This window comes from Streptomyces sp. NPDC006602 (assembly GCF_042870385.1).
GTDB lineage: Bacteria > Actinomycetota > Actinomycetes > Streptomycetales > Streptomycetaceae > Streptomyces.
This window is the reverse complement of sequence record NZ_JBIAHG010000003.1, coordinates 496,820-521,354: the sequence shown is the minus strand read 5'-3', so window position 1 is coordinate 521,354 and position 24,535 is coordinate 496,820. Positions and strand designations below refer to the sequence as shown.

At 71.1% G+C, this 24,535-nt stretch carries 23 protein-coding genes; 12 read left to right on the top strand and 11 right to left on the bottom strand.

The features are described 5' to 3' along the window. Positions 1 to 53 precede the first annotated feature (53 nt). Positions 54 to 752: a PH domain-containing protein gene (locus tag ACFYO2_RS11140; protein WP_388347129.1), complete on the top strand. Its 699-nt coding sequence runs from the start codon at positions 54 to 56 to the stop codon at positions 750 to 752. Between the two features lie 126 nt (positions 753 to 878). Here the strand turns inward: ACFYO2_RS11140 and ACFYO2_RS11135 are convergent, their stop codons facing one another. The 3 genes from ACFYO2_RS11135 to ACFYO2_RS11125 all read right to left on the bottom strand — a co-directional run bounded on the left by ACFYO2_RS11135 (position 879) and on the right by ACFYO2_RS11125 (position 4,084). Then, a complete protein-coding gene (locus tag ACFYO2_RS11135) occupies positions 879 to 2,510 on the bottom strand; it encodes a phospho-sugar mutase (RefSeq protein ID WP_388347127.1) in 1,632 nt (543 codons plus the stop codon). 196 nt (positions 2,511 to 2,706) lie between these two features. Next, positions 2,707 to 3,531, bottom strand: coding sequence for a purine-nucleoside phosphorylase (locus tag ACFYO2_RS11130; RefSeq protein ID WP_388347125.1), 825 nt, complete (start codon positions 3,529 to 3,531; stop codon positions 2,707 to 2,709). A gap of 115 nt (positions 3,532 to 3,646) precedes the next feature. Continuing rightward, positions 3,647 to 4,084: a gamma-glutamylcyclotransferase gene (locus tag ACFYO2_RS11125; RefSeq protein WP_388347123.1), complete on the bottom strand. Its 438-nt coding sequence runs from the start codon at positions 4,082 to 4,084 to the stop codon at positions 3,647 to 3,649. 106 nt (positions 4,085 to 4,190) lie between these two features. On the opposite strand from ACFYO2_RS11125, the gene ACFYO2_RS11120 reads away from it, so the two are divergent. Both ACFYO2_RS11120 and ACFYO2_RS11115 read left to right on the top strand, forming a co-directional pair. Next, positions 4,191 to 5,639 (top strand): NAD(P)H-quinone dehydrogenase, encoded by a 1,449-nt coding sequence (locus ACFYO2_RS11120; RefSeq protein ID WP_388347121.1) that lies wholly within the window; start codon positions 4,191 to 4,193, stop codon positions 5,637 to 5,639. A gap of 176 nt (positions 5,640 to 5,815) precedes the next feature. Then, positions 5,816 to 6,778: a DeoR/GlpR family DNA-binding transcription regulator gene (locus ACFYO2_RS11115; protein ID WP_388347119.1), complete on the top strand. Its 963-nt coding sequence runs from the start codon at positions 5,816 to 5,818 to the stop codon at positions 6,776 to 6,778. 319 nt (positions 6,779 to 7,097) lie between these two features. Here the strand turns inward: ACFYO2_RS11115 and ACFYO2_RS11110 are convergent, their stop codons facing one another. Further along, positions 7,098 to 8,870, bottom strand: coding sequence for an acetyl/propionyl/methylcrotonyl-CoA carboxylase subunit alpha (locus ACFYO2_RS11110; protein ID WP_388347117.1), 1,773 nt, complete (start codon positions 8,868 to 8,870; stop codon positions 7,098 to 7,100). A 381-nt stretch (positions 8,871 to 9,251) separates the two neighbouring features. On the opposite strand from ACFYO2_RS11110, the gene ACFYO2_RS11105 reads away from it, so the two are divergent. After that, positions 9,252 to 9,746, top strand: coding sequence for a hypothetical protein (locus ACFYO2_RS11105; protein WP_388347115.1), 495 nt, complete (start codon positions 9,252 to 9,254; stop codon positions 9,744 to 9,746). A 13-nt stretch (positions 9,747 to 9,759) separates the two neighbouring features. On the opposite strand, the gene ACFYO2_RS11100 is transcribed toward ACFYO2_RS11105, so the two are convergent. From ACFYO2_RS11100 to ACFYO2_RS11085, 4 genes are all read right to left on the bottom strand, one after another. Continuing rightward, positions 9,760 to 10,380, bottom strand: a complete 621-nt coding sequence (locus ACFYO2_RS11100; RefSeq protein WP_388347113.1) for a Maf family protein — start codon at positions 10,378 to 10,380, stop codon at positions 9,760 to 9,762. Between the two features lie 33 nt (positions 10,381 to 10,413). Then, positions 10,414 to 10,542 carry a morphogenic membrane protein MmpB gene (mmpB, locus tag ACFYO2_RS11095; protein WP_388347111.1) on the bottom strand — a complete coding sequence of 43 codons (129 nt, stop codon included), beginning with the start codon at positions 10,540 to 10,542 and terminating at the stop codon, positions 10,414 to 10,416. Positions 10,543 to 10,804: 262 nt separating this feature from the next. After that, positions 10,805 to 11,014, bottom strand: a complete 210-nt coding sequence (locus ACFYO2_RS11090; protein ID WP_388347109.1) for an acyl-CoA carboxylase subunit epsilon — start codon at positions 11,012 to 11,014, stop codon at positions 10,805 to 10,807. A gap of 8 nt (positions 11,015 to 11,022) precedes the next feature. Beyond that, entirely contained in the window at positions 11,023 to 12,633 is a 1,611-nt protein-coding gene (locus tag ACFYO2_RS11085) for an acyl-CoA carboxylase subunit beta (protein WP_388347107.1), read from the bottom strand. Between the two features lie 110 nt (positions 12,634 to 12,743). Between ACFYO2_RS11085 and ACFYO2_RS11080 the strand changes: the two genes are divergently transcribed. Next, positions 12,744 to 13,604 (top strand): biotin--[acetyl-CoA-carboxylase] ligase, encoded by an 861-nt coding sequence (locus ACFYO2_RS11080; RefSeq protein ID WP_388347105.1) that lies wholly within the window; start codon positions 12,744 to 12,746, stop codon positions 13,602 to 13,604. Between the two features lie 229 nt (positions 13,605 to 13,833). Beyond that, positions 13,834 to 14,964, top strand: a complete 1,131-nt coding sequence (locus tag ACFYO2_RS11075; RefSeq protein ID WP_388347104.1) for an adenylate/guanylate cyclase domain-containing protein — start codon at positions 13,834 to 13,836, stop codon at positions 14,962 to 14,964. Between the two features lie 25 nt (positions 14,965 to 14,989). On the opposite strand, the gene ACFYO2_RS11070 is transcribed toward ACFYO2_RS11075, so the two are convergent. After that, positions 14,990 to 15,634: a hypothetical protein gene (locus tag ACFYO2_RS11070; protein WP_388347102.1), complete on the bottom strand. Its 645-nt coding sequence runs from the start codon at positions 15,632 to 15,634 to the stop codon at positions 14,990 to 14,992. 222 nt (positions 15,635 to 15,856) lie between these two features. Between ACFYO2_RS11070 and ACFYO2_RS11065 the strand changes: the two genes are divergently transcribed. The 3 genes from ACFYO2_RS11065 to hutH all read left to right on the top strand — a co-directional run bounded on the left by ACFYO2_RS11065 (position 15,857) and on the right by hutH (position 19,640). Further along, positions 15,857 to 16,666: an enoyl-CoA hydratase-related protein gene (locus ACFYO2_RS11065; RefSeq protein ID WP_388347585.1), complete on the top strand. Its 810-nt coding sequence runs from the start codon at positions 15,857 to 15,859 to the stop codon at positions 16,664 to 16,666. Positions 16,667 to 16,870: 204 nt separating this feature from the next. Continuing rightward, a complete protein-coding gene (locus ACFYO2_RS11060) occupies positions 16,871 to 18,019 on the top strand; it encodes a diguanylate cyclase domain-containing protein (RefSeq protein WP_388347100.1) in 1,149 nt (382 codons plus the stop codon). 82 nt (positions 18,020 to 18,101) lie between these two features. Beyond that, entirely contained in the window at positions 18,102 to 19,640 is a 1,539-nt protein-coding gene (gene hutH / locus ACFYO2_RS11055) for a histidine ammonia-lyase (RefSeq protein WP_388347583.1), read from the top strand. 48 nt (positions 19,641 to 19,688) lie between these two features. Here the strand turns inward: hutH and ACFYO2_RS11050 are convergent, their stop codons facing one another. Then, positions 19,689 to 20,468 (bottom strand): hypothetical protein, encoded by a 780-nt coding sequence (locus ACFYO2_RS11050; RefSeq protein WP_388347098.1) that lies wholly within the window; start codon positions 20,466 to 20,468, stop codon positions 19,689 to 19,691. A 42-nt stretch (positions 20,469 to 20,510) separates the two neighbouring features. Then, a complete protein-coding gene (locus ACFYO2_RS11045) occupies positions 20,511 to 20,807 on the bottom strand; it encodes an LAETG motif-containing sortase-dependent surface protein (RefSeq protein ID WP_388347581.1) in 297 nt (98 codons plus the stop codon). A 131-nt stretch (positions 20,808 to 20,938) separates the two neighbouring features. On the opposite strand from ACFYO2_RS11045, the gene ACFYO2_RS11040 reads away from it, so the two are divergent. The 3 genes from ACFYO2_RS11040 to ACFYO2_RS11030 all read left to right on the top strand — a co-directional run bounded on the left by ACFYO2_RS11040 (position 20,939) and on the right by ACFYO2_RS11030 (position 24,419). After that, positions 20,939 to 21,337, top strand: a complete 399-nt coding sequence (locus ACFYO2_RS11040; RefSeq protein ID WP_388347097.1) for a hypothetical protein — start codon at positions 20,939 to 20,941, stop codon at positions 21,335 to 21,337. A gap of 221 nt (positions 21,338 to 21,558) precedes the next feature. Next, entirely contained in the window at positions 21,559 to 22,812 is a 1,254-nt protein-coding gene (locus tag ACFYO2_RS11035) for an Ig-like domain-containing protein (RefSeq protein ID WP_388347095.1), read from the top strand. 158 nt (positions 22,813 to 22,970) lie between these two features. Then, on the top strand, positions 22,971 to 24,419 hold the full coding sequence (locus ACFYO2_RS11030) for an ABC transporter permease (protein WP_388347093.1): 1,449 nt from the start codon (positions 22,971 to 22,973) through the stop codon (positions 24,417 to 24,419). Positions 24,420 to 24,535 lie beyond the last annotated feature (116 nt).

Below are 24,535 nucleotides of genomic sequence, written 5' to 3'. Positions count from 1 at the left end.
GTACGGCGGCCCGCGTACGACCCTCACCGGGGCCTTCGGGCAGAATCGGAACCATGACGACCCCGCAACCCCAGTCTCCAGCGCCGCGGCCCTCGGCACCCCAGCTGCCGGACCGGATCTACCGGTCGCCCGCGGGCATGGCCGGCGGTTTCCTGCTGCTCGGCATCGCCGGCTGGCTCGGCGTCGACGCGATCGTCTCGGGGGAGGGGCGCACGCCCTGGCTGGCGCTCGCCGCGCTGATCCTCCTGGTGCCGTTGGTGGTGGCCTTCACGCTGCGGCCCGCCGTGTTCGCCAACGAGGAACGGCTGCGCATCCGCAATCCGTTCCGCGTGATCGTGTTGCCGTGGGGGCAGGTCGAGCTGCTGCGCTCGGGCTACTCGAACGAGGTCATCGCCGACAGCAGGAAATTCCAGCTGTGGGCCATTCCCGTGTCGCTGCGGGGGCGCAAGAGGGCGGCTCGGCGGAAGGAGCGGCAAACCGCGGAGGGCGCCGGGCGGCGTGGCGCGTTCGGCGGGGGGCTGTCCGGGCTGTCCGGGTCCGGGGGGATGCGGGGCGGTGGTCGGGGTGCGGTACCGGACGGGCCCCCGCGCGCCGAGACCGACCGGGCCATGGACGAGCTGCGCGAGCTCCAGGAGGCTCAGGCGAAGTCGGAGGCGGCGCAGGGCGAGGTGACCGTGCGGTGGGCCTACGAGGTCGTGGGGCCGGCGGTGGCCGGAGCGGTGCTGCTGGCGATCCTGATCGCCGGCGGGTGATTCCGGTTCCACCGTTGCCCGGAGTGCGGAGCGAGGCGTGGTGCCCACGTCAAGCTGCCTGGGGAAATCGCCCGATGGGGGCCCTGAGTTTCCTCGGGGGCGCCCCACCGTGCCGTCGCTCGCGGCTCAGATGCCGGCCGCCGTCGAGAGGTCCCGCTTGATCGTCGCCAGCAGGTCCGTCGCCTTCGCGCGGGCCGCCGGGAGACCGGCGTGCGCGGCGACCGGGACGACGACCTCCAGGTAGCACTTCAGCTTCGGCTCCGTCCCGCTGGGGCGGACGATGACCCGGGCGCCGTCCAGCGTGTAGCGCAGGCCGTCGGTGGGCGGCAGCTTGTCCGTGCCCCGGGTGAGGTCCTCGGACCTGGTGATCGGCAGTCCCGCGAGGTGGGTCGGGGGCTGTTCGCGCAGGCGACGCATCGCGGCGGCGATGACCGACAGGTCCTCGACGCGGACCGCGAGCTGGTCGGTGGCGTGCAGGCCGTGCTCGACGGCGATGTCGTCGAGGAGGTCGAGGAGGGTGCGGCCCTCTTCCTTGAGCGTGGAGGCGAGTTCCGTGATCAGGAGGGCGGCCGTGACGCCGTCCTTGTCGCGTACGCCGTCCGGGTCCACGCAGTAGCCGAGGGCCTCCTCGTAGCCGTAGCGCAGGCCCTCGACGCGGGCGATCCACTTGAAGCCGGTCAGGGTCTCCTCGTACGGCAGGTTCGCCTTCTCGGCGATACGGCCGAGCAGGGACGAGGAGACGATCGACTCCGCGAAGGTGCCGCGGGCTCCGCGGGCGACCAGGTGGGTGGCGAGGAGGGCGCCGACCTCGTCGCCGCGGAGCATCCGCCAGTCGCCGTCGTCCTTGACCGCGACCGCCAGCCGGTCCGCGTCCGGGTCGTTGGCGATGATCAGGTCGGGGTTCGTCTCACGGGCCTTCGCGAAGGCGAGGTCCATCGCGCCGGGCTCTTCCGGGTTGGGGAAGGCGACGGTCGGGAAGTCCGGGTCGGGGTCGGCCTGTTCGGCGACGAGGGCGGGCCGCGGGAAGCCCGCGCGGGCGAAGGCGGCGAGGAGGGTTTCCTTGCCGACGCCGTGCATCGCCGTGTAGACCGTGCGGGCCGTGCGGGGCGAGTCGGGGGCGAGGACGGCGTCCGTGCGGGCGAGATAGGCGTCGAGGACGGCGTCGTCGAGGGTCTCCCAGCCGGTGGTGGGGCGGAAGACGGTGGTGAGGGACGGGATGGCGTCGATCTCGGCCGCGATCTCGGCGTCCGCCGGGGGCACGATCTGGGAGCCGTCGCCGAGGTAGACCTTGTAGCCGTTGTCGCGGGGCGGGTTGTGGCTGGCGGTGACCTCCACGCCGGCGACCGCGCCGAGGTGCCTTATGGCGAACGCCAGGACGGGCGTCGGGAGGGGGCGGGGGAGGACGGCCGCGCGCAGGCCCGCTCCCGTCATCACGGCGGCGGTGTCCCGGGCGAAGTCGGCGGACTTGTGGCGGGCGTCGTAGCCGATGACGACGACTCCGTCCGTGTGGCCGTTCTTCTTCAGATACGCGGCGAGACCGGCGGCCGCCCGGATCACCACGGATCGGTTCATCCGCATGGGCCCGGCGCCGAGCTCGCCTCTGAGGCCCGCCGTACCGAACTGGAGGGTTCCGCTGAACCGTTCGGCGAGCTCGGCGACGTCCTTGGCGTCGATCAGCTCGGCGAGTTCCTCACGGGTCTGCGTGTCGGGGTCCTCGGCGAGCCATGCCTTGGCCTGTGCGATGACATCGGCGTGCACGATCGGTCAACCTCTCGTTTCGGTTTGTCGGTGGCTGCGGGACGGGTTTCTCGCCCCCGCCGCCCCTACCCGTCCCGTCCCTGGGGGCTGCGCCCCCAGACCCCCATCGGCCCGAAGGGCCTCGTCCTCAAACTCCCCCAGAGGGGGGACCCCCAGACGGTCTGACGTCAGCGGTCGGCGCTTGAACCGCGGGTGGCTACAGCCGGCCCAGCACCTGGGCCAGCAGTGCGCCCATCCGCGTCGCCGAGTCACGGCCCGCCTGCAGGACCTCCTCGTGGTTCAACGGCTCGCCCGTCATGCCCGCCGCCAGGTTCGTGACCAGCGAGATGCCCAGCACCTCCGCACCCGCCTCACGCGCCGCGATGGCCTCCAGCACCGTCGACATGCCCACCAGGTCCGCGCCGATGACCCGGGCCATGCGGATCTCCGCCGGCGTCTCGTAGTGCGGGCCGGGGAACTGGGCGTAGACGCCCTCCTCCAGCGTGGGGTCGATCTCCTTGCACAGGGCGCGCAGGCGCGGGGAGTAGAGGTCGGTGAGGTCGACGAAGTTGGCGCCGATGATGGGGGACGTCGCCGTCAGGTTGATGTGGTCGCTGATCAGGACCGGCTGGCCAGGGCGCATGCCCGCGCGCAGGCCGCCGCAGCCGTTGGTGAGGACGATCGTCTTGCAGCCGGCGGCGGCGGCCGTACGGACGCCGTGCGCGACCGCGGCGACACCGCGGCCCTCGTAGTAGTGGGTGCGGCCCAGGAAGACCAGGGCCCGCTTCGCACCGATCCTGTACGAGCGGATCGTGCCGCCGTGGCCCTCGACCGCCGGCGGCGGGAAGCCCGGCAGTTCGGTGACCCGGAACTCGGCGTCGGGAGCACCGAGGGCGTCGACGGCCGGCGCCCAGCCGGAGCCCATCACGAGGGCGACGTCGTGGGTCTCGGCGCCGGTCAGTTCGCGCAGGCGCGCGGCGGCGGCGTCGGCGGCGGCGTGGGGGTCGCCCTGGATGTCGTCCGGAAGAAGAGATGCGTTCACGCGACGAGGGTAGCCGTTCTGGGCCTACGCGCGTAGATGACAGAGCCCGCGGATGGGGATCGTTGTCTTGTCGTTTCCAACGAGATTTCCGCCGGGACCGTCGCCCCCGGCGGCCTCAGCAGGGGTGTTTTCGCAGCTGCATCACATAGTCGTGCGGTGCCCCCGCCGACTCCGCCGCGTCCGCGACCTCGCCCAGGTAGCGGGCCGAGGGCAGGCCGCCCTCGTAGCCGTTGAGGACGTACACCCAAGCCGGCTCCTGGCCCTCCAGGGTGTGGACGCGCACGCGCATCCGGCGGTAGATGTCGAGGCCGACGCCCTCCCAGCGGTCCATCGAGTCCTCGTCCATGGGCGCGAGTTCGTACAGCGCGACGAAGACCTGGGCGCCGGGCGCCTCCACGATCGTCGCGAGGGCGCCCTCCCAGCCCATGTGTTCGCCGCCGAAGGTCAGCCGCCACCCGTTCAGCCAGCCCGTCGCGCGCAGCGGTGAGTGCGGGGCGCGGCGGGTCATCAGCCGCGCGTCGAGGTTGCCGGCGTACGCGGCGTAGAGCGACATGGGTCGAGGGTACGGCAGCTGTTTCCCGTGTCTCTCCCGTAACGGAGGTAACAGATGGGCCTTCGTGTCGCCCCCGGGGCGGTGGCACCCCGGCGCGTGCGGGAGAATGGAGTACGTGACTCGGATCGTGATCATCGGTGGCGGACCCGGCGGATACGAGGCGGCCCTGGTGGCCGCCCAGCTCGGCGCGGAGGTGACCGTCGTCGACTGCGATGGTCTGGGCGGGGCGTCGGTGCTCACCGACTGCGTCCCGTCGAAGACTCTCATCGCCACGGCCGAGGTGATGACCACCTTCGATTCGTCGTACGAAGAGCTGGGGATCATCGTCGCCGACGACACCCCACCGATGGAGCAGGCCGCCCGGGTGGTGGGCGTCGACCTGGGGAAGGTCAACCGGCGTGTGAAGCGGCTCGCACTGGCGCAGTCGCACGACATCACCGCCTCCGTGACGCGTGCCGGCGCCCGGGTGCTGCGCGGGCGCGGGCGCCTCGAGGGCATGCAGGCCCTCGACGGCTCGCGGAAGGTCGTGGTGCGTGCCGCCGACGGGACGGAGGAGACCCTCGTCGCGGACGCGGTGCTCATCGCCACCGGCGGTCAGCCGCGTGAGCTGGAAGACGCCCAGCCCGACGGCGAGCGCATCCTCAACTGGACCCAGGTCTACGACCTCGACGAGCTCCCCGAGGAGCTCATCGTGGTCGGTTCCGGTGTCACCGGCGCCGAGTTCGCCGGTGCCTACCAGGCGCTCGGCTCCAAGGTCACCCTCGTCTCCTCCCGCGACCGGGTCCTGCCCGGCGAGGACCCGGACGCCGCCGCCGTACTGGAAGAGGTCTTCCGGCGCCGTGGCATGAACGTCCTGGCCCGCTCCCGCGCCCAGTCCGCCAAACGGGTCGGCAACCGGGTCGAGGTCACGCTCGCCGACGGGCGGGTCATCAGCGGCTCGCACTGCCTGATGGCCGTCGGTGCCATCCCGAACTCCGCGGGCATGGGCCTGGAGGAGGCCGGCGTCAAGCTCCGCGAGTCCGGGCACATCTGGACCGACAAGGTCTCCCGGACCACCGCCCCCGGCGTGTACGCCGCCGGCGACGTGACCGGCGTCTTCGCTCTCGCCTCCGTCGCGGCGATGCAGGGACGTATCGCCATGTACCACTTCCTCGGCGACGCCGTGGCCCCGCTGAACCTCAAGACGGTCTCCTCGAACGTCTTCACCGACCCGGAGATCGCCACCGTCGGCTACAGCCAGTCCGACGTCGACTCCGGCAAGATCGACGCCCGGGCGGTGAAGCTGCCGCTGCTGCGCAACCCGCGCGCGAAGATGCAGGGCATCCGGGACGGCTTCGTCAAGATCTTCTGCCGCCCGGGTACCGGGATCGTGGTCGGCGGTGTGGTCGTGGCGCCGAAGGCCTCGGAACTGATCCACCCCATCTCGATCGCCGTCGACAACAATCTGACGGTCGAACAGATCGCGAACGCGTTCACCGTCTATCCGTCCCTTTCGGGGTCGATCGCCGAGGTCGCACGGCAGCTGCACACCCGTAAGGCGGGCGACGAAGGCTGACGGCCGAGGACGGCCGAAAGCGATTCCCCGCTGGTCACGGGGAGTTGTCGCGCATGCGTGCGGCATAGGCGCCGGGATTAGGCCCTATACCACTTGCCGCCCTGGTGTGCGAACAACTTCTGTAATTCGGCGCAAACTGCTGAAACCAGACGGTCGTTGGGGTTACTGTCAGTTTCGTGTTCGCTGCAGAACGTCGCCAATTGATCCTCGAAATGGTGCGAGCGAACGGGGCCGTGTCGCTCCGTGAGCTCGCCCGCGTCGTCCAGACCTCCGAAGTGACCGTACGGCGGGACGTGCGCGCGCTGGAGGCAGAAGGACTCCTCGACCGCCGGCACGGCGGTGCGGTATTGCCGGGCGGGTTCACGCGAGAATCCGGCTTTCCGCAGAAATCCCATCTCGCGACCGCCGAGAAGACGGCCATCGCCGATCTCGCCGCGAGCTTCGTCGAAGAGGGCGAAGCCATCGTGGTCGGTGCGGGAACCACGACACAGGAGCTGGCCCGCCGGCTCGCCCGGGTGCCCGGGCTGACCGTCGTCACCAACTCCCTGTTGGTGGCCCAGGCGTTGGCCCACGCCAACCGCGTGGAGGTCGTGATGACCGGCGGTACGCTCCGTGGTTCGAACTACGCCCTCGTCGGCAGCGGTGCCGAACAGTCCCTCCAGGGGCTCAGGGTGTCGCGGGCCTTCCTCTCCGGGAGCGGACTGACCGCAGAGCGCGGGCTCTCCACGTCCAACATGCTCTCGGCGTCCGTCGACCGGGCGCTGGTGCAGGCCGCCTCCGAGGTCGTGGTCCTCGCCGACCACACCAAGCTCGGCACCGACACCATGTTCCAGACCGTGCCGACGGACCTCATCACCCGCCTCGTGACGGACGAACCGCCCGGCCACGACGACCGCGCGGCCACCGAGCTCCAGGCCCTCGCCGACCAGGGGGTGCAGATCGCCGTCGCCGGCGCGTCGGAGCAGCCGGGGGGTGATCAGGTCCCGGTGCGTCGGCAACAGCGTCGGGACGTGCCCCTGCCGGGCCCGCGCCGCGGCCAGGTCCCGGGCGCCGGCCCGGGCCTCCGCTCCGCCACGGCCCTGGGCGAGCAGACGCCCGGCACCGAACGGGCGCGGGTCGCCGACCTCCGCCGCCGCTGACGGCACGCCCGGGAACAACGGCGGCCCGGCGGGGCTCCGCCGTAGCCGTGAGGGCGCGCGAGAGGGGTTCCCGGGGCCGCAACGGTCCCGGTCCGGGCGGCCTGGCTGCTGCCTGCCTTCCTGATGACGGCCGTCGCCTTCGGTGTCGCGGGCCTCGTCATCGGCACGCCACGGCACCGGCTGGGTGCGGACCCAGGAGACCGACCGCGAGAGACCGACGGGGCACGGGGACAACGAGGCGCCCGGCGGGCTGATCGCTCAGTCCGCCGGGCGCCTCGGGATGTCGTACCGGACTCCGGTATGTCGTACCGGAAGGCCGTCAGTCCTTGATCTCGCAGATGGCGGCGCCGGAGGTGATGGACGCGCCGACGTCGGCGGACAGGCCCTTGATGGTGCCGGCCTTGTGCGCGTTCAGCGGCTGTTCCATCTTCATCGCTTCGAGTACGACGATCAGGTCGCCTTCCTGGACCTCCTGGCCCTCCTCGACCGCGACCTTGACGATCGTGCCCTGCATGGGCGAGGCGAGGGTGTCGCCGGAGGCGGCCGGGCCGGACTTCTTCGCCGCGCGGCGCTTGGGCTTGGCGCCCGCCGCGAGGCCGGTGCGGGCCAGGGACATGCCGAGCGAGACCGGGAGGGAGACCTCCAGGCGCTTGCCGCCGACCTCGACGACGACCGTCTCGCGGCCCGCCTCCTCGTCGACCTCGGTGTCCGCGGGGGCGGTGAAGGGCTTGATGTCGTTGACGAACTCGGTCTCGATCCAGCGGGTGTGGACCGTGAACGGGTCGGCGGAGCCGGTGAGCTCGGGGGCGAACGCCGGGTCCCTGACCACCTTGCGGTGGAAGGGGATGGCGGTGGCCATGCCCTCGACCTGGAACTCCTCCAGGGCGCGGGCGGCGCGCTGCAGGGCCTGCTCGCGGGTGGCGCCGGTGACGATCAGCTTGGCCAGCAGGGAGTCCCAGGCCGGGCCGATGACCGAGCCGGACTCCACGCCCGCATCCAGGCGCACGCCCGGGCCGGACGGCGTGGCGAAGGTGGTGACCGTGCCGGGGGCCGGGAGGAAGCCGCGGCCCGGGTCCTCGCCGTTGATGCGGAACTCGAAGGAATGGCCGCGCAGCTCGGGGTCGCCGTAGCCGAGTTCCTCGCCGTCGGCGATGCGGAACATCTCGCGCACCAGGTCGATGCCGGCGACCTCCTCGGTGACCGGGTGCTCCACCTGGAGACGCGTGTTGACCTCCAGGAAGGAGATGGTGCCGTCGGCGCCGACCAGGAACTCCACGGTGCCGGCGCCGACGTAGCCGGCCTCCTTGAGGATGGCCTTGGAGGAGGCGTACAGCTCGGCGACCTGCGCCTCGGACAGGAAGGGGGCGGGGGCCTCCTCGACCAGCTTCTGGTGGCGGCGCTGCAGCGAGCAGTCACGGGTGGACACGACGACCACGTTGCCGTGCTGGTCGGCCAGGCACTGCGTCTCGACGTGCCGGGGCTTGTCCAGATAGCGCTCGACGAAGCACTCGCCGCGGCCGAACGCGGCGACCGCCTCGCGCACCGCCGAGTCGTACAGCTCCGGTACCTCTTCGAGGGTGCGGGCGACCTTCAGACCGCGACCGCCGCCGCCGAAGGCGGCCTTGATCGCGATGGGCAGGCCGTGCTCCTGGGCGAAGGCGACGACCTCGTCGGCTCCGGAGACCGGGTCGGGCGTGCCGGCGACCAGCGGGGCGCCGGCGCGCTGCGCGATGTGCCGGGCGGCCACCTTGTCGCCCAGGTCGCGGATGGCCTGCGGCGGCGGGCCGATCCAGATCAGCCCCGCGTCCCCGACCGCCTGGGCGAACTCGGCGTTCTCGGAGAGGAATCCGTAGCCGGGATGGATGGCGTCGGCGCCGGACTCGCGCGCGGCGTTCAGCACCTTCTCGATGTCGAGATAGCTGGTCGCGGGAGTGTCACCGCCCAGAGCGAACGCCTCATCCGCGGCGCGGACATGCAGAGCGTCCCGGTCCGGGTCGGCGTAGACGGCCACGCTCGCGATACCGGCATCCCGGCAGGCCCGGGCCACGCGGACAGCGATTTCGCCACGATTGGCGATGAGCACCTTGCGCACGATTGAGGCTCCCTCCTTGAAACAAGCCGAGTTTAGGGACTGCCGACACGACACTTCGACCCGTCCCCACTGGTGAGCTTGCCCACACGGAGCGTGATACGGGGCTCGCCCGACCGCGAAATCCCTTGTCGCACCTAGGTGGGCAGGGCTCCTGACGAAACCCTAGCCCTCCTTTGTGGCCAAGGTCTCTATGAGAGCGTGCTGCGCGCCACAGGGTTTCTTTGTGGAGTCCCTACGAATGGCCCAATGATTCTTTGCCCGGCGCCGGACTCTTGTCCGTGGGTTTACCCGTTAGTAGCGTTCGGGTTGTCCCGAACGTACTCGGGGTAACGGCAGCCTTGCTCGAGTGGTACTCGAAAAGCTCGGAAGTGGGTGGGACCGGTGGTGCGCAGACCGGTGGCGTGGATCGTGGCGGTCGTGCTCTTCGTCGAGGCGCTCGGGGTCGTCGGGCTGAACTGGCTCCTGGGGACCGTCGTCGACAACCAGCAGATGTCCCTGGCCGGCCTCGACCCGGACGTGATGTCCACGTCCTCGAAGGTCAGCGGCTTCGTCTTCGGCCTCTACTTCGTCCTGTGCGGCCTGGTCGCCCTGCTGGTCGCCCTCCGCAACCGCCCGCCGGCCGGCCTCGGCCGCGTCCTGCTGATCAGCGCGGCCGTGGTGCACGGGCTGCTGGGCGCGTTCGCGTGGGGGCTGATGGGCCGGCCCGAGTTCCTCTTCATGATGGTCGTGCTGGCGCTCATCGTGCTGCTGCTGATGACCTACGACAGGCAGGGCGAATCCGGGTCGAGGCCCGAGCCCGCCGACGAGGCGCCGGGCGGCACCGAGGGCGGCGACGGCTCACCGCTCGCGCCCCCGCAGGCGCCCAGCACGCCCTGATCGCCTCTCCCGGTCACTTTTCCCCGGGGGCCCACAACTCCGTGATGCCGACGCCCAGTTCGGCCAGCAGTCGCCGAACGAGGGGCAGGCTGATGCCGATCACGTTGCCGTGGTCGCCGTCGATGCCGTCGATGAAGGGGGCCGAGCGGCCGTCGAGGGTGAACGCCCCGGCGACGTAGAGGGGTTCGCCCGAGGCGACGTACGCGGCGATCTCCTCGTCGGTGGGCTCGCCGAAGTGGACGACGGTCGAGGCGACGCCCGAGGTGTAGCGCCCGGTGGCGGTGTCGTGGACGCAGTGGCCCGTCTGGAGCGTCCCCGCCCGCCCGCGCATCGCCTTCCACCGAGCGGTGGCCTCCTCGGCGTCCGCCGGCTTGCCCAGGGCCTCGCCGTCCAGGTCGAGCACCGAGTCGCAGCCGATCACCAGGGCGCCCTTCACCTCGGGCTTCGCCGCCACCACGGACGCCTTCGCCTCGGCCAGGGCGAGGGCCAGCTCGGCAGGGGTGGGCGCGCTGACGGCGTCCTCGTCGACGCCGCTCACGATCACCTCGGGGTCGAGTCCGGCCTGGCGCAGCAGGCCGAGCCGGGCGGGGGACTGGGAGGCGAGGACGAGTCGGCGGCGCGGCTGATCAGTCATGCGGCCAGGGTATCGGCGGCCGTCGCGGAGGTCTCACCTCACTCCGAGGACGATCATCGCCAGCACCATGGCCAGCGCCATGAGGACGCCCAGCCGCCGAAGCATGTTCTGCGTGTCACGCAGTTCCTTGGGCGGCTCGTTCTCGGGGTCGGACCACAGCATGGTGTCCAGGGTGCGGCGGTTTCGTGGAGGGCGCCTGAGTACGCGTACTCAAATACCGATGAGCAGCCGACGTACAAGCCGGCGCCGGTGGTGGGGCGGCGGACGTCATCGCCGGGTACCGGCAGCTGATACGGCAGGCCAAGGGACTGAGGGTCGTCGGCGCGACTCTGCTGCCCTTCGGCGGCTCCGACCACTTCGGCGATCACCTGCACCCGAACGACGTCGGGTACGAGGTGATGGCCGAAGTGTGGTCAACAGCTTTCTAACCGGGCCAGTAGGTGCGGCCCCACGCCGTCGGGCCCGGCTGCGGCAGCCGGTGTGCCGCGATGCGGGACGGGTCCGACCACGCGTCCCTCGGGCTGGGCGCGCCGGGCGGAGTCTCTGCTGCCGCCGCGGCGCGGGCGCGGACCACCGCCAGGGCGGCGGCCAGCTCCTCCGGGGTCGGGTTGCCCCGTACGACCTTGATCGTCATGACGGCTCCTAGAGGGGGATGTTGCCGTGCTTCTTCGGGGGCAGGGATTCCCGCTTGGTACGCAGTTGACGCAGGCCCCGTACGACGTGCCGACGGGTGTCCGACGGCATGATCACGGAGTCGACGTAGCCGCGCTCGGCCGCGATGTAGGGGTTGAGGAGGGCGTCCTCGTACTCCTGGATGAGCCGCGCCCTGGTCGCCTCCAGTTCCCCGGCGGCCTCCGCCTCGGCGATGGTGCGGCGGTGCAGGATGTTGACCGCGCCCTGGGCGCCCATCACGGCGATCTGGGCCGTGGGCCAGGCCAGGTTGAGGTCGGCGCCGAGGTGCTTGGAGCCCATGACGTCGTAGGCGCCGCCGAAGGCCTTGCGGGTGATCACGGTGATGAGCGGGACCGTGGCCTCCGCGTAGGCGTAGATCAGCTTGGCGCCGCGGCGGATGATGCCGTCGTGCTCCTGGTCGACGCCCGGCAGGAAGCCGGGGACGTCCACGAAGGTGATGACCGGGACGTTGAAGGCGTCGCAGGTCCGCACGAAGCGGGCGGCCTTCTCGCTGGCCTTGATGTCGAGACAACCGGCGTACTGCATCGGCTGGTTGGCGACGATGCCGACGGGGCGGCCCTCCACCCGCCCGAAGCCGGTGAGGATGTTCGGCGCGAACAGCGGCTGCGTCTCGAAGAACTCGGCGTCGTCCAGGACGTGCTCGATCACCGTGTGCATGTCGTACGGCTGGTTCGCGCTGTCCGGGACGAGTGTGTCCAGCTCGCGGTCCTCGTCGGTGACGGTGAGGTCCGCCTCCTCCGGGAACGCCGGGGCCTCGCTGAGGTTGTTGGACGGCAGGTACGACAGCAGCTGCTTGACGTACTCGATGGCGTCCTTCTCGTCCCCGGCCATGTGATGCGCCACGCCGGAGGCGGAGTTGTGGGTGCGGGCGCCGCCCAGTTCCTCGAAGCCGACGTCCTCGCCGGTGACCGTCTTGATGACGTCCGGGCCGGTGATGAACATGTGCGAGGTCTGGTCGACCATGACGGTGAAGTCGGTGATCGCCGGGGAGTAGACCGCGCCGCCCGCGCAGGGGCCGACGACCAGGCTGATCTGCGGGATCACGCCGGACGCGTGGGTGTTGCGGCGGAAGATCTCGCCGTACGCGCCGAGGGAGGCCACGCCCTCCTGGATGCGGGCGCCGCCGGAGTCGTTTATGCCGATGACCGGGCAGCCGGTCTTCAGCGCGAAGTCCATCACCTTGACGATCTTCTGGCCGTAGACCTCGCCCAGGGCGCCGCCGAAGACGGTGAAGTCCTGGGAGAACACGGCGACGGGACGGCCGTCGACGGTTCCGTACCCGGTGACGACGCCGTCGCCGTACGGGCGGTTCTGGTCCAGGCCGAAGTTGGTGGAGCGGTGCCGGGCGAACTCGTCGAGCTCGACGAAGGATTCCTCGTCGAGCAGGAGCTCGATCCGTTCCCGGGCCGTCAACTTGCCCTTGGCGTGCTGCTTCTCGACGGCGCGTGCGGAGCCGGCGTGCGTCGCTTCCTCGATGCGGCGCTGGAGATCCGCGAGCTTGCCCGCGGTGGTGTGGATATCGATCCCTGGGATCTCGTGACGCTCTTCCGGCTCGGACATCGGGATACGGCTCCCTGCCTGCTCAAAAGGGGGGACGATTACTCATCCGTAGCGTAGTGGGGTGCCTACTAATCAGCAGTGCGGCGTTTGCCACACCTAGGGTGGCTTGCATGACGCCGCGCGATGACTCAGACGACAGCCGTTGGTCCGACCTGGAGCGCCCTCCACTCAATGGTGCCTCGCTGCGCAGGGCGCTGGTGCGGGACGGCGGGTTGTGGTCCGGGATCGAGGTGGTGCAGCACACCGGCTCCACCAACTCCGACCTCGTGGCCCTCACGGCGGAGGGCAAGGCGGCCGAGGGCGCGGTCCTGGTGGCGGAGGAGCAGTCGTCCGGGCGGGGCCGCCTCGACCGCCGGTGGACGGCACCTGCCCGCTCGGGGCTGTTCTTCTCCGTCCTGCTGAAGCCGAGCGGGATCCCGGTGGCCCGCTGGGGCTGGCTGCCGCTGCTCACCGGGGTGGCGGTGGCGACGGGGCTGTCACGGGTGGCGGGCGTCGATACGGCACTCAAGTGGCCGAACGACCTGCTGGTGACCGTGGGGGGCGAGGAACGCAAGGCCGGCGGCATCCTCGCCGAGCGGGCCGGGGACGACGGGGTGGTCGTCGGGATCGGCATCAACGTCACCCTGCGCGCGGACGAGCTGCCGGTGCCGCAGGCCGGGTCGCTGGCGCTGGCGGGAGCCGTGAGTACGGACCGGGATCCGCTGCTGCGGGGGGTGCTGCGGTCGCTGGAGGACTGGTACGGGCGCTGGCGGGGTGCCGGGGGTGATCCGGCGGCGAGCGGGCTGCAGGAGGCGTATGCGGCGGGGTGCGCGACGCTCGGGCGGACGGTGCGGGCGGAGTTGCCCGGGGGGCGGTCGGTCGTGGGAGAGGCGGTGGCGATCGACGGGGACGGGCGGTTGGTACTGGCGACCGGTGACGGGGTGCAGGAGCCTGTGGGCGCGGGGGACGTCGTACACCTTCGGCCGGCGTGAGCCGGGTGGGCGCCCGGCGCTGGTGCGGGCCTCGCCTGGGGGCTCCGCCCCCGAACCCCCGACCCATGCCCACCCCCCACCCGACTCGTCGGAGGAAAGGCCGGCCACACAGGCCCCCGGACTTCCGGCCGCACAGTCCGGCTCGCCTCGCGGAGTGAGCTGGCGCACACCTGCCGTAGAGTTGAGGCCGGTCGATACCTGACCGTGACAGATCGGAAGGGCAGCAGGCGTGACCGTCGACGACACGGGCTCCGGCGCGGACGCGGACGGCCGGGCAGACCCCGATGCCGCCGAGTCCGGAGAGGGCGAGGACCCGCTCGCCCTGCGCATCGAACAGCTCATCCTGGGCGCCGAGCGGCGCTACACCCCCTTCCAGGCGGCCCGTAGCGCGGGCGTCTCCGTGGAACTGGCCACTCGCTTCTGGCGGGCCATGGGCTTCGCCGACATCGGGCAGGCCAAGGCGCTCACGGAGGCCGACGTGCTCGCGCTGCGCCGGCTCTCCGGTCTCGTGGAGGCGGGGCTGCTGAGCGAGGCGATGGCGGTGCAGGTGGCCCGGTCCACGGGGCAGACCACCGCCCGGTTGGCGGAGTGGCAGATGGATTCGTTCCTGGAGGGCCTGACCGAGCCGCCCGAGCCCGGCATGACCCGCACCGAGGTGACGTACCCGATCATCGAGCTGCTCCTGCCGGAGCTGGAGGAGTTCCTCGTCTACGTCTGGCGCCGCCAGCTCGCCGCCTCGGCCGGCCGGGTCGTCCAGACCGCCGACGACGAGGAGATGGTCGACCGGCGCCTGGCCGTCGGCTTCGCCGACCTGGTCGGGTTCACGCGGCTGACGCGTCGTATGGAGGAGGAGGAGCTCGGCGAACTCGTCGAGGCCTTCGAGACCACCGCCGCCGACCTGGTCGCCGCGCGCGGCGGACGGCTCGTCAAGACGCTCGGCGACGAGGTGCTGTACGCGGCGGACGACGCCGGCGTCGCCGCCGAGATCGCCCTGAGGCTCATCGAGACCATGGCGAACGACGAGACCATGCCGGAGCTGCGCGTCGGCATAGCCTTCGGCACGGTCACCACCCGTATGGGCGATGTCTTCGGTACGACGGTGAACCTCGCCTCCCGGCTGACGTCGATAGCCCCGCGCGACGCCGTCCTCGTCGACAGTGCCTTCGCGGAGGAGCTGATCCGCACCGGCGAGGCCCCGGCCTCCGAGGCGGAGGCGGCCGAGGCCGCGGCGACCGCCGAGAAGGAGGGCGAGGAGCCGCCGACGTACCGCTTCGCGCTGCAGCCGATGTGGCAGCGGCCGGTGCGCGGGCTCGGCGTGGTCGAGCCGTGGCTGCTGACGCGGCGGAACAGGGAGTCGTAGTTCCCGATGGTCCCGGGCGGCCCCCTCAGTAGTGGTGCCGGGCTGCCGGCGGGTCCACGCACACGGCGATGACCGGCACGCACAGGCCGGGCCGGTCCGGGTGGTCCGGCTGCGGGGCCGGGGGAGGCGTGGTCCTGCTCGGCGTGGGGGTCGGGGCGGGCTGCTGGGTCGTGCCGGTGGATGCCGAAGGGTGAGGCGCGGGGGTGGGCGTTGCCGCGCCGGTCGCGTTCGGTGCGTCCGGGACGGTCGTGGGCGGCGTCGGGCGGGACGATCTCGCGGTCGGGGTGGGGGTGAAAGACACGCCCGGGGTGGGCAGTGCGCTCGGACCGCCCATGACGGTGGTCGCCGACGGGCTCGCCGTGGGGACGGTGGCCGCGACGGTGGCGGCGGCGTTGGTCGACAGGTCCACGCCGGTCTCCGGGTCCACGCGGGGTTCGGCCTCCGCGGCGCCGAGGCCGCTGACGCCCGTGTCCGGGACCATCCGTACGAGGCTCAGCGCGCCCGCCGCCAGGGCCAGGCCTCCCGCCGCGAGCAGCACCTTGCGGGGACGGGGACGGCGATGCCGGCCGCGGGGACTCCACGGCCGGGTGCAGATGCCGTGCGACTCCTGCGTCGGGGTCCCACCCTCCGCGCCGTCTCTCTCCGCCGTCGCCGATGGCGTGTCGCTCATCGTCATCGTGATCCCTCCCCGTGCGCTCACGCCTCCTGTGCGCTGTGGCGGACGCACGTTATGCGCTCCCTTGGGCGGTGGGTCGGGAGTTGGGCGGGATGTCACTCGAACGGGGTGTCGGGTGCGGACAAACCCGCCCGGCCTTTCCCCTGCGGGGCCCGGCTGCGATGATCGGACCAACGGAAGTTAACCGTCGTTAACCGGGAGGGTGCCATGAGCGACATGAGCGAGGAGCGGTTCGGGGACTTCGTGCTGGTACGGCGACACGTGGACGGGGCTGACGAGCATGTCGCGGAGCTGGCCCTGGACCGGCCCAAGGCCATGAACGCCGTCTCGACGGAGCTGGCCCGGTCGCTCGCCGGGGCATGCGCGGCGCTGGGTGCGGATCGTGACGTACGGGTGGTCGTGGTGACCTCCACCCACGAGCGGGCCTTCTGCGTCGGGGCCGACCTGAAGGAGCGGAATTCCTTCACCGACGCGGATCTGCTGCGGCAGCGGCCGGTGACGCGCGGGGCGTACACAGGGGTCCTGGAGCTGCCGGTGCCGACGATCGCGGCCGTGCACGGGTTCGCCCTGGGCGGCGGCTTCGAGCTGGCGCTCGCCTGCGACCTGATCGTGGCGGACCGTACGGCCGTGGTGGGGCTGCCGGAGGTGTCGGTCGGGGTGATTCCGGGGGGTGGCGGTACGCAGCTGCTGCCGCGGCGGGTGGGGGCTGCCCGCGCGGCCGAGCTGATCTTCACGGCGCGGCGGGTGGAGGCCGGGGAGGCGGCTGCGCTGGGGCTCGTGGATGTGCTGGTGGAGGAGGGGCGGGACCGCGAGGAGGCGTTGACGCTGGCGTCCCGCATCGCGGGGAACTCGCCGGTGGGGCTGCGGGCGGCGAAGAAGGCGTTGCGGTTGGGGCCGGGGCTGGATCTGCGGGCGGGGCTGGAGGTGGAGGACGCGGCGTGGCGGGCGGTGGCGTTTTCGGGGGACCGGGCGGAGGGGGTGGCGGCGTTCAACGAGAAGCGACGGCCTTCCTGGCCGGGGGAGTAGGGGCGCCGCCTTTTCGCACGAGCTACCAGGGGGCTCCGCCCCTGGACCCCCGGCCCATGCCCACCCACCACCCGACTCGGTCGGTCAAAAAGTGGCCCTCGCCCAGTGGTGCACCTGTGGACCAAGGGGCGGAGCCCCCAGGGGTGGTCACCCCTGCGGCGCGGAAAGTGACCGGTTCGTCCTGAACCTCCCTAACCTGGAGTAATGGGTGAGGACAGTCGGCTCGCGGGCGTCGTCGCGTTGGCTCAGGGCATGGCCGCGGCGCACAGCTCGCGGGAGGTGTGGTGGGCTGCCGCGAGCGGAGGGTGCCGCGCGCTCGGCGGGAGCTTCGCCGCGCTGTCCGTGTGGGAGCGGGAGCTCGGCCGGCTGCGGGTGCTGGTGAACGTGGGGGAGCGGGCCGAGGACGAGGACGAGTTCCCGGAGGACGAGGCCTACCCGGTCCACCAGTTCGCGGAGATCACCGAGTTCCTGCACGAGCGCTGGGCCGGGGGCGGCGAACCCCACGCATGGGTCGAGACCGCCGAAGGACCTGCCGCCGGACGCCGCCCCGGTTACGTCCATCAGCGCGTCGCCGCCCTGCGGCGCAGAGGCCGCGGCTGCTGCGTCATCGCGCCGATCGTGCTGCACGGCCGGGCCTGGGGCGAGCTCTATGTCGCCCGTCCCGTCGGCGCCCCCGTCTTCGGCCGTGAGGACGCCGACTTCGCCACCGTCCTGGCGTCCGTCGTCGCCGCCGGTATCGCCCAGACCGAGCGGCTGGAGGAGGTACGGCGGCTGGCGTTCACCGACGCGCTGACCGGCCTCGCCAACCGCCGCGCGGTCGACGTCGGCCTGGACGAGGCCGTCGAGCGGCACCAGAAGGACGGGGCGGTCGTCAGCCTCGTCGTCTGTGACATCAACGGCCTCAAGCGTGTCAACGACACCCGCGGCCACGCGGTCGGCGACCGCCTCCTCGAACGCTTCGGCTCGGTCCTCTCCCTCTGCGGCGCCATGCTCCCCGGCGCCCTCGCCGCCCGCCTCGGCGGTGACGAGTTCTGTCTGCTCGCGGTCGGACCGTCGGCCGACGAGGTCGTCAAGGCGGCCGACGAACTGTGCCGCAGAGCATCCGAGTTGGAGCTGGGGGAAGGGGTCGCCTGCGGGGTCGCGTCCACCGAGGACCCCATCGGGCCCGTGGCCTCCGCCCGGCGGCTGTTCCGGCTGGCCGACGCGGCTCAGTACCGGGCCAAGGCCGAGCGGGCCACCCGGCCGGTCGTCGCCGGACGGCAGGGGCCCTGCGATCCCGTCGTACGTCTGGCCGACGAGCCCTCCGCCGACCAGCCGCCCGGCGAGCGCCGCCGCTTCCGTGGGCGTGGCTGAAGTGTGACCCATTGGTAAGGGGCAATCCCGGCCCCCACTGGTGACATCCTGGAATTCACTGCGTACGCTCCTGAATATGGATATGCACACTGTGGTGGTGGGGACCACCGGGGTCACCGCGTCCGACGTCCTCGCCGTGGCGCGCGCCGGCGCCCGGGTCGAGCTCTCCGCGGAGGCGGTCGCGGCCCTCGCCGCGGCCCGCGGCATCGTGGACCAGCTTGCGGCCAAGCCCGAACCCGTCTACGGCGTGAGCACCGGCTTCGGTGCCCTGGCGACCCGGCACATCAGCCAGGAACTGCGGGCCCAGCTGCAGCGCAACATCGTCCGCTCGCACGCCGCCGGCATGGGGCCGCGGGTGGAGCGGGAGGTCGTACGGGCCCTGATGTTCCTGCGGCTCAAGACCGTCTGCTCGGGACACACCGGCGTACGCCCCGAGGTCGCGCAGACCATGGCCGACGTCCTGAACGCCGCCATCACCCCGGTAGTCCACGAGTACGGCTCACTCGGCTGCTCCGGCGACCTGGCCCCGCTCTCCCACTGCGCCCTCACGCTCATGGGCGAGGGGGAGGCCGAGGGTCCGGACGGTGGCGTACGGCCCGCGGGCGAGCTTCTCGCCGAGCACGGGATCGCCCCCGTCGAACTGCGCGAGAAAGAGGGCCTCGCCCTCCTCAACGGCACCGACGGCATGCTCGGCATGCTGGTCATGGCCCTCGCCGACCTGGACACCCTCTACAAGTCCGCCGACATCACCGCGGCCCTCACCCTGGAGGGTCTGCTCGGCACCGACAAGGTCCTCGCCCCCGAACTGCACGCCATCCGCCCGCACCCGGGGCAGGGCGCCAGCGCCGCCAACATGCTGGCCGTGCTGAAGGGTTCGGAGCTCACCGGGCACCACCAGGACGACGCGCCCCGCGTCCAGGACGCCTACTCCGTGCGCTGCGCCCCGCAGGTCGCCGGCGCCGGACGGGACACGCTCGCTCACGCCCGCCTCGTCGCCGACCGCGAACTGGCCTCCGCCGTCGACAACCCCGTCGTCCTGCCCGACGGACGTGTCGAGTCCAACGGCAACTTCCACGGCGCCCCGGTCGCCTACGTCCTCGACTTCCTCGCCATCGCCGCCGCCGACCTCGCCTCCATCGCCGAGCGTCGCACCGACCGGCTGCTCGACAAGAACCGCAGCCACGGGCTGCCGCCGTTCCTCGCCGACGACCCGGGCGTCGACTCCGGGCTGATGATCGCCCAGTACACGCAGGCGGCGCTGGTCAGCGAGATGAAGCGGCTCGCCGTACCGGCGTCGGCGGACTCGATCCCGTCCTCCGCGATGCAGGAGGACCACGTCTCCATGGGGTGGTCGGCCGCCCGCAAGCTGCGCTCGGCCGTCGACAACCTCACCCGGGTCATCGCCATCGAGCTGTACGCCGCCACGCGCGCCGTCGAACTGCGCGAGGGGCTGACCCCGGCGCCGGCGTCCCGGGCGGTCATCGACGCCGTACGGGAGGCCGGGGTGGAGGGCCCGGGGCCGGACCGGTTCCTCGCGCCCGACCTCGCCGCGGCGGACGCGTTCGTACGCGCCGGGCACCTGGTCGCGGCGGCGGAGACGGTCACCGGGCCGCTGCGGTAACAAGAAGAACGGGCCTTGTCGGTCGGGAGACCGACAAGGCCCGAGGGGTCACTTGAGCTTGGCGGCCTGCGCGTCGATCACGGCCGCCGGGACGTCGTACGGCTTGCCGGAAGAGAGAAGCGCGAAGTTCACCGAGTAGTACGTGGCGATGGTGCTGCCGTGCCGGACCACCTCGGTGTGGAAGGTGCCCGACTCGCCGTCCGCCCCGGAGTCCACGGCGAACGCCACCGACTCGTCACCCGCGCCCGAGGCCTTCTCGGAGGTGATTTTGGAGATCTTCGTGTCCGTACCGTCGGCGGTGAAGCCGAATCCGCCCGAGCAGGCCGCGACCCCGTCGGAGACGGCCTTGAAGGCCTTCTCCGCGCCGTCACCCTCGTACGAGGAGAGGCCCACGTAGGTCGCGGTGAGGTTGAAGGCCTCGGCGAAGTCGTCCGTGGAGGGGGCGTCCGTCGGGGCGTCCTCGGTGACGGTGTTGCTCGCGTTCGCGTCCGTGTCGCCCGGTGGGAGCGCGGCCATGGCGTAGGCGACGGGCTCGCACTCGGCCTTGTCGATGTTCTTCAGCACGCTCTTGGCCTTCGGCAGGGTGTTGTCGCCGGAAGTGACCTTGTAACCCTTGATCTCGCCCTGCGCGAGCAGCAGCTTCTCCAGCTCCGCGGCGCTGTATGCCTTCGCGACCGTGGTCGCGGCCGGCGACGACGAGGAGGCCCCGGAGCCGGCGGAGTCCTTGGAGTCGTCCGACCCGTCGTCGGAGCACCCTGTGACGAGGGCGAGCGACAGCACGCTCACGGCAACCGTGGCGCCCATGCGCGCGCCCGATGATCTCTTCATGAGCGGACTATGAAGGCTTCTTCAAGAACGCGTCAAGCGAGTTCAAAAACCGAGGCGTTCCCGCCGTACCGAATACACGACGAACCCGGCGCCCATGGCCAGGAACAGGGTCCCGCCGGCGATGTACGGAGTGGTGTCGAAGCTGCCCGTGTCGGCGAGATGGGTGCCCTCGCCGGTGGTGCTGCCGATGTCCGTGGATGCGGCCCGTGCCTGGGTCGTGACCTGCGACGTCGGGGTCGCGGAGGGCTGCGTTCTGGCCGGCTCGTCCCCCGTCGCGTTCGCGGAGGGGACGAACCACAGGGCGCCCAGAAGGGTCCCCGCGGCGGTGGCGGTCAGCAACGGACGGCGAACGGATGACACGGAATATCTATCCCCTTGTGGCGCTGGCGAATTGGCCGTGTACGGCGATGTTAGTGAAAGGCGCGGGTCACGGGAAAGTGACGGGAGGCAAGAGTCGTACGCTCCGGGACATGAGCACTCCAGAGACATCACGATTTGTACGGCTTCGTGTCGAGCTGGTCCTCGAGGTCGACGACGCCGGGGCCGTCACCGAGGCCGCGCTGGGGCGGATCGCGGACGACACCGACATGCCGGCCGACGAACGGGCACACGCCGAGAGCGCTGTGACGGAAGACACCGCGGAGGGCCTCGCGTACCTCGTCGACCCGTTCGACCTGGTCAGCGAGATCCCGGGGGTCGAACTCGCACAGGCGTCCTGGTCCAGCGAGCGGATCGACTACGACCCCGATTCGCCCAACTGGGACCTCGACGACGATGATGTCGACGCAGAAGACGAGACGGCGGACGAAGACGAGTACGACGGCGACGGCGATGTCGCGCACGACCACGAGGACGAGCGGGTCGGCTGACGTTCCTTGGGGAAATCGTGACCCCGGACGGCAACCGCTGTCCGGGGTTTCGTCGTCTCATGGGGCGCACGGACCGACACCGGCACCACTCGCCTCCGCGAACGTGGTGTGCCCCACACCTTCGGAGCATGTGGAACGGGACGAACCGGTCGTAGCGTTAAAGGTTCTTGACGGGGACTCTCTGGGGTTTTGGGGATTCGGCAACGATGGAGAAGCGTGTGATGACCAACAGTAGGCGGCGCAAGGGCCTGACGGTCGCGTCCGCACTGCTCGGCGGTGTGTTGGTGCTTTCGGCGTGTTCCAGCGGAGGAGACGACTCCTCCGCGAGTGACGGCGGCAAGGACACCTCACAGGCCAAGGTCGACGAGGCCGCGGCCGAGAAGACCTCCGAGGCCCAGATCAAGATCACGCCGAAGGACGGTTCGGACAACGCCTCCATCAACAACTCCGCCGCCGTCACCGTGAGCAAGGGCACGCTCACCGACGTGTCGATGACGACCGCAGACGGCACCGCGGTCACCGGCGAGATATCCGCCGACAAGACCAGCTGGAAGCCCACCGTCCAGCTGGAGCGGTCCACCACCTACAAGCTGGCGGCGGAGGCGAAGGACGCCGACGGCCGCGTCGCGCACGAGAACGCCTCGTTCACCACGGTCTCCCCGGCCAACAGCTTCATCGGCACCTTCACGCCGGACGACGGCACCACCGTCGGTGTCGGCATGCCCGTGTCGATCAACTTCGACAAGGCGATCACCAACAAGTCGGCCGTCCAGAAGGGCGTCACCGTCTCCTCCACCAGCGGGCAGGAGGTCGTCTGCCACTGGTTCAACACCAACCGCATGGACTGCCGGCCCGACGACTACTGGCAGGAGAACTCCACCGTCACGCTGAAGCTCGCGCTCGACGGTGTCGAGGGTGCCGACGGGGTCTACGGCGTCCAGCAGAAGACGGTCACCTTCAAGATCGGCCGCAACCAGGTGACGTACGTCGACGCGAAGACCAAGCAGATGAAGGTCACACAGGACGGCAACACCGTCAAGACCATCCCGATATCCGCCGGTTCGCCCGACAACCTCACGTACGAGGGCCAGATGGTGATCTCCGAGAAGTTCAAGGAGACCCGGATGAACGGCGCGACGGTCGGCTTCACCGACGACGACGGCAAGGGCGAGTACGACATCAAGGACGTACCGCACGCCATGCGTCTGACCACCTCCGGCACCTTCGTGCACGGCAACTACTGGGGCGCGAAGTCCATCTTCGGCAGCGTGAACACCAGCCACGGCTGTGTGGGCCTGTCGGACACCAAGGGCGCGAACGACCCGAACACGCCGGGTGCCTGGTTCTACAACAGCTCGATCATCGGTGACGTGGTGGTCGTCCAGAACACCGGCGACAAGACGGTCGCGCCGGACAACGGTCTGAACGGCTGGAACATGAGCTGGGCCGACTGGAAGGCCGGTTCGGCGGTCTGAGCCTCGGGCCCGACCGACTCCGACCGACCTGGAATTCACAGCTTTCCGATGCCGCCCCCAGGGGCGGCATCGGTGTTTCCGGGGCCCATCTCAGCCTTCTCATGCTTCTCTTATTTCAGCCTTATCCCTTCATCACACGCCGTACCTACCTTGCGGCCATGTTCTTCACCTACCTGAGGCGCGAGCTGCGCCGCCGCAGAAAAGCGGCCCTCGTCGTCGCCTCCGGCCTCGCGCTGGGTATCGCGCTCGTCATCGTGGTCAATTCCGTGTCCTCCGGCATGGGCAAGGCCCAGGACAAGGTCCTCCAGTCCCTCTACGGGCTGGGCACGGACATGACCGTCACCAAGGCGGCCCAGCCGCAGGCCAGTGCCTCCGACCGCCCGCGCTTCCAGTTCGACGCCCAGGACGGCGACTCCGACGCGGAGCAGAGCACCGACCGCGTCCTGGTGCAGGGCTTCGAGACCCTCTCCACCGCGACCGTCGCCAAGGTCGGCGAGCAGACCGGCGTCTCGGACGCGGTGGGCGGCCTCAGCCTGCAGGTCATCAAGGTCAACGGCCAGTTCACCCGCGGCCAGGTCCAGCAGGGCGAGGGCGGCGACCAACAGGGCGCTCCCGGCGGCACGGGCCAGCCGCAGGGCGAAGTACAGGGCGGCGGCGCCAACTTCGACGTCGACAACTACTCCGTCTACGGCACCGACGTCACCGAGTCGGCCCTCGGCCCGCTGACCTCCTCCAAGATCACCAGCGGTCGTACGTTCACGTCGTCCGAGACGAACGCCAAGGTGGCCGTCGTCGACTCGGCGTACGCCAAGGAGAAGAAGCTCAAGGTCGGCAGCACGGTCACCATCAAGAGCGTCAAGTACAAGGTGATCGGCGTCGCCACGGCCGACAGCGGTGACGCGGCGGCCAACGTCTACATCCCCCTGACGCAGGCCCAGACCCTCAGTGACGCGAAGAACAAGGTCACCACGATCTACGTCCAGGCGACCGACTCCCAGAAGATCGGCAGCGTCAAGTCGACCATCCAGAAGAACATCTCGGGTACGACGGTGACGACCTCGGCGGACCTCGCGGACACCGTGTCCGGCTCCCTCTCCACCGCCTCCTCCCTCGCCACCAGCGTCGGCAAGTGGCTGTCGATCGCGGTGCTCATCGCCGCGTTCCTGGTCGCCGGTCTGCTGACCTCCTCGGCGGTGTCCCGCCGGGTGCGCGAGTTCGGCACGCTGAAGGCGCTGGGCTGGAAGTCGGGGCGGGTGACCCGGCAGGTGGTCGGCGAGGCGATGGTCAACGGGCTGCTGGGCGGTGCGCTGGGCATCGCGCTCGGCCTGGCGGGAGCGTACGTGGTGACGGCCATCAGCCCCACGCTGCAGGCGCAGTTGGGCGGGGGCGGGGGCACGGGCGGTCCCGGCGGGGGCGGCGGCTTCGGCGGCCCCGGCCGCCAGGCGGCGGCCAAGACCCTGGACGTGGCCCTGACGGCACCGGTGAGCGTGACGACGGTAGCGATCGCGGTGGGGCTCGCGGTGGCGGGCGGCCTGATCGCGGGTGCGTTCGGCGGATGGCGTGCGTCCCGTCTGCGACCGGCGGATGCGCTGCGGCGCGTCGAGTAACGCTCACCTTCGGCCGGCGGGACTGTACCTCCCCAGGGGCGCGGGGAACTGCGCGACCAGCCCCCACCGGCCCGCAGTCACGAGCAATCCGCACCACCCCGAACCCCACCCAGGAG

Coding starts and splice junctions, on each gene's coding strand:
- ACFYO2_RS11040 (WP_388347097.1), top strand. CDS start 20,939: ATGAGCACTCCAGAGACATCACGATTTGTACGGCTTCGTGTCGAGCTG.
- ACFYO2_RS11140 (WP_388347129.1), top strand. CDS start 54: ATGACGACCCCGCAACCCCAGTCTCCAGCGCCGCGGCCCTCGGCACCC.
- ACFYO2_RS11120 (WP_388347121.1), top strand. CDS start 4,191: ATGGAGTACGTGACTCGGATCGTGATCATCGGTGGCGGACCCGGCGGA.
- ACFYO2_RS11085 (WP_388347107.1), bottom strand. CDS start 12,633: ATGTCCGAGCCGGAAGAGCGTCACGAGATCCCAGGGATCGATATCCAC.
- ACFYO2_RS11060 (WP_388347100.1), top strand. CDS start 16,871: ATGGGTGAGGACAGTCGGCTCGCGGGCGTCGTCGCGTTGGCTCAGGGC.
- ACFYO2_RS11090 (WP_388347109.1), bottom strand. CDS start 11,014: ATGACGATCAAGGTCGTACGGGGCAACCCGACCCCGGAGGAGCTGGCC.
- ACFYO2_RS11080 (WP_388347105.1), top strand. CDS start 12,744: ATGACGCCGCGCGATGACTCAGACGACAGCCGTTGGTCCGACCTGGAG.
- ACFYO2_RS11065 (WP_388347585.1), top strand. CDS start 15,857: ATGAGCGAGGAGCGGTTCGGGGACTTCGTGCTGGTACGGCGACACGTG.
- ACFYO2_RS11030 (WP_388347093.1), top strand. CDS start 22,971: ATGTTCTTCACCTACCTGAGGCGCGAGCTGCGCCGCCGCAGAAAAGCG.
- hutH (WP_388347583.1), top strand. CDS start 18,102: ATGCACACTGTGGTGGTGGGGACCACCGGGGTCACCGCGTCCGACGTC.
- mmpB (WP_388347111.1), bottom strand. CDS start 10,542: ATGCTGTGGTCCGACCCCGAGAACGAGCCGCCCAAGGAACTGCGTGAC.
- ACFYO2_RS11070 (WP_388347102.1), bottom strand. CDS start 15,634: ATGAGCGACACGCCATCGGCGACGGCGGAGAGAGACGGCGCGGAGGGT.
- ACFYO2_RS11100 (WP_388347113.1), bottom strand. CDS start 10,380: ATGACTGATCAGCCGCGCCGCCGACTCGTCCTCGCCTCCCAGTCCCCC.
- ACFYO2_RS11125 (WP_388347123.1), bottom strand. CDS start 4,084: ATGTCGCTCTACGCCGCGTACGCCGGCAACCTCGACGCGCGGCTGATG.
- ACFYO2_RS11035 (WP_388347095.1), top strand. CDS start 21,559: ATGACCAACAGTAGGCGGCGCAAGGGCCTGACGGTCGCGTCCGCACTG.
- ACFYO2_RS11050 (WP_388347098.1), bottom strand. CDS start 20,468: ATGAAGAGATCATCGGGCGCGCGCATGGGCGCCACGGTTGCCGTGAGC.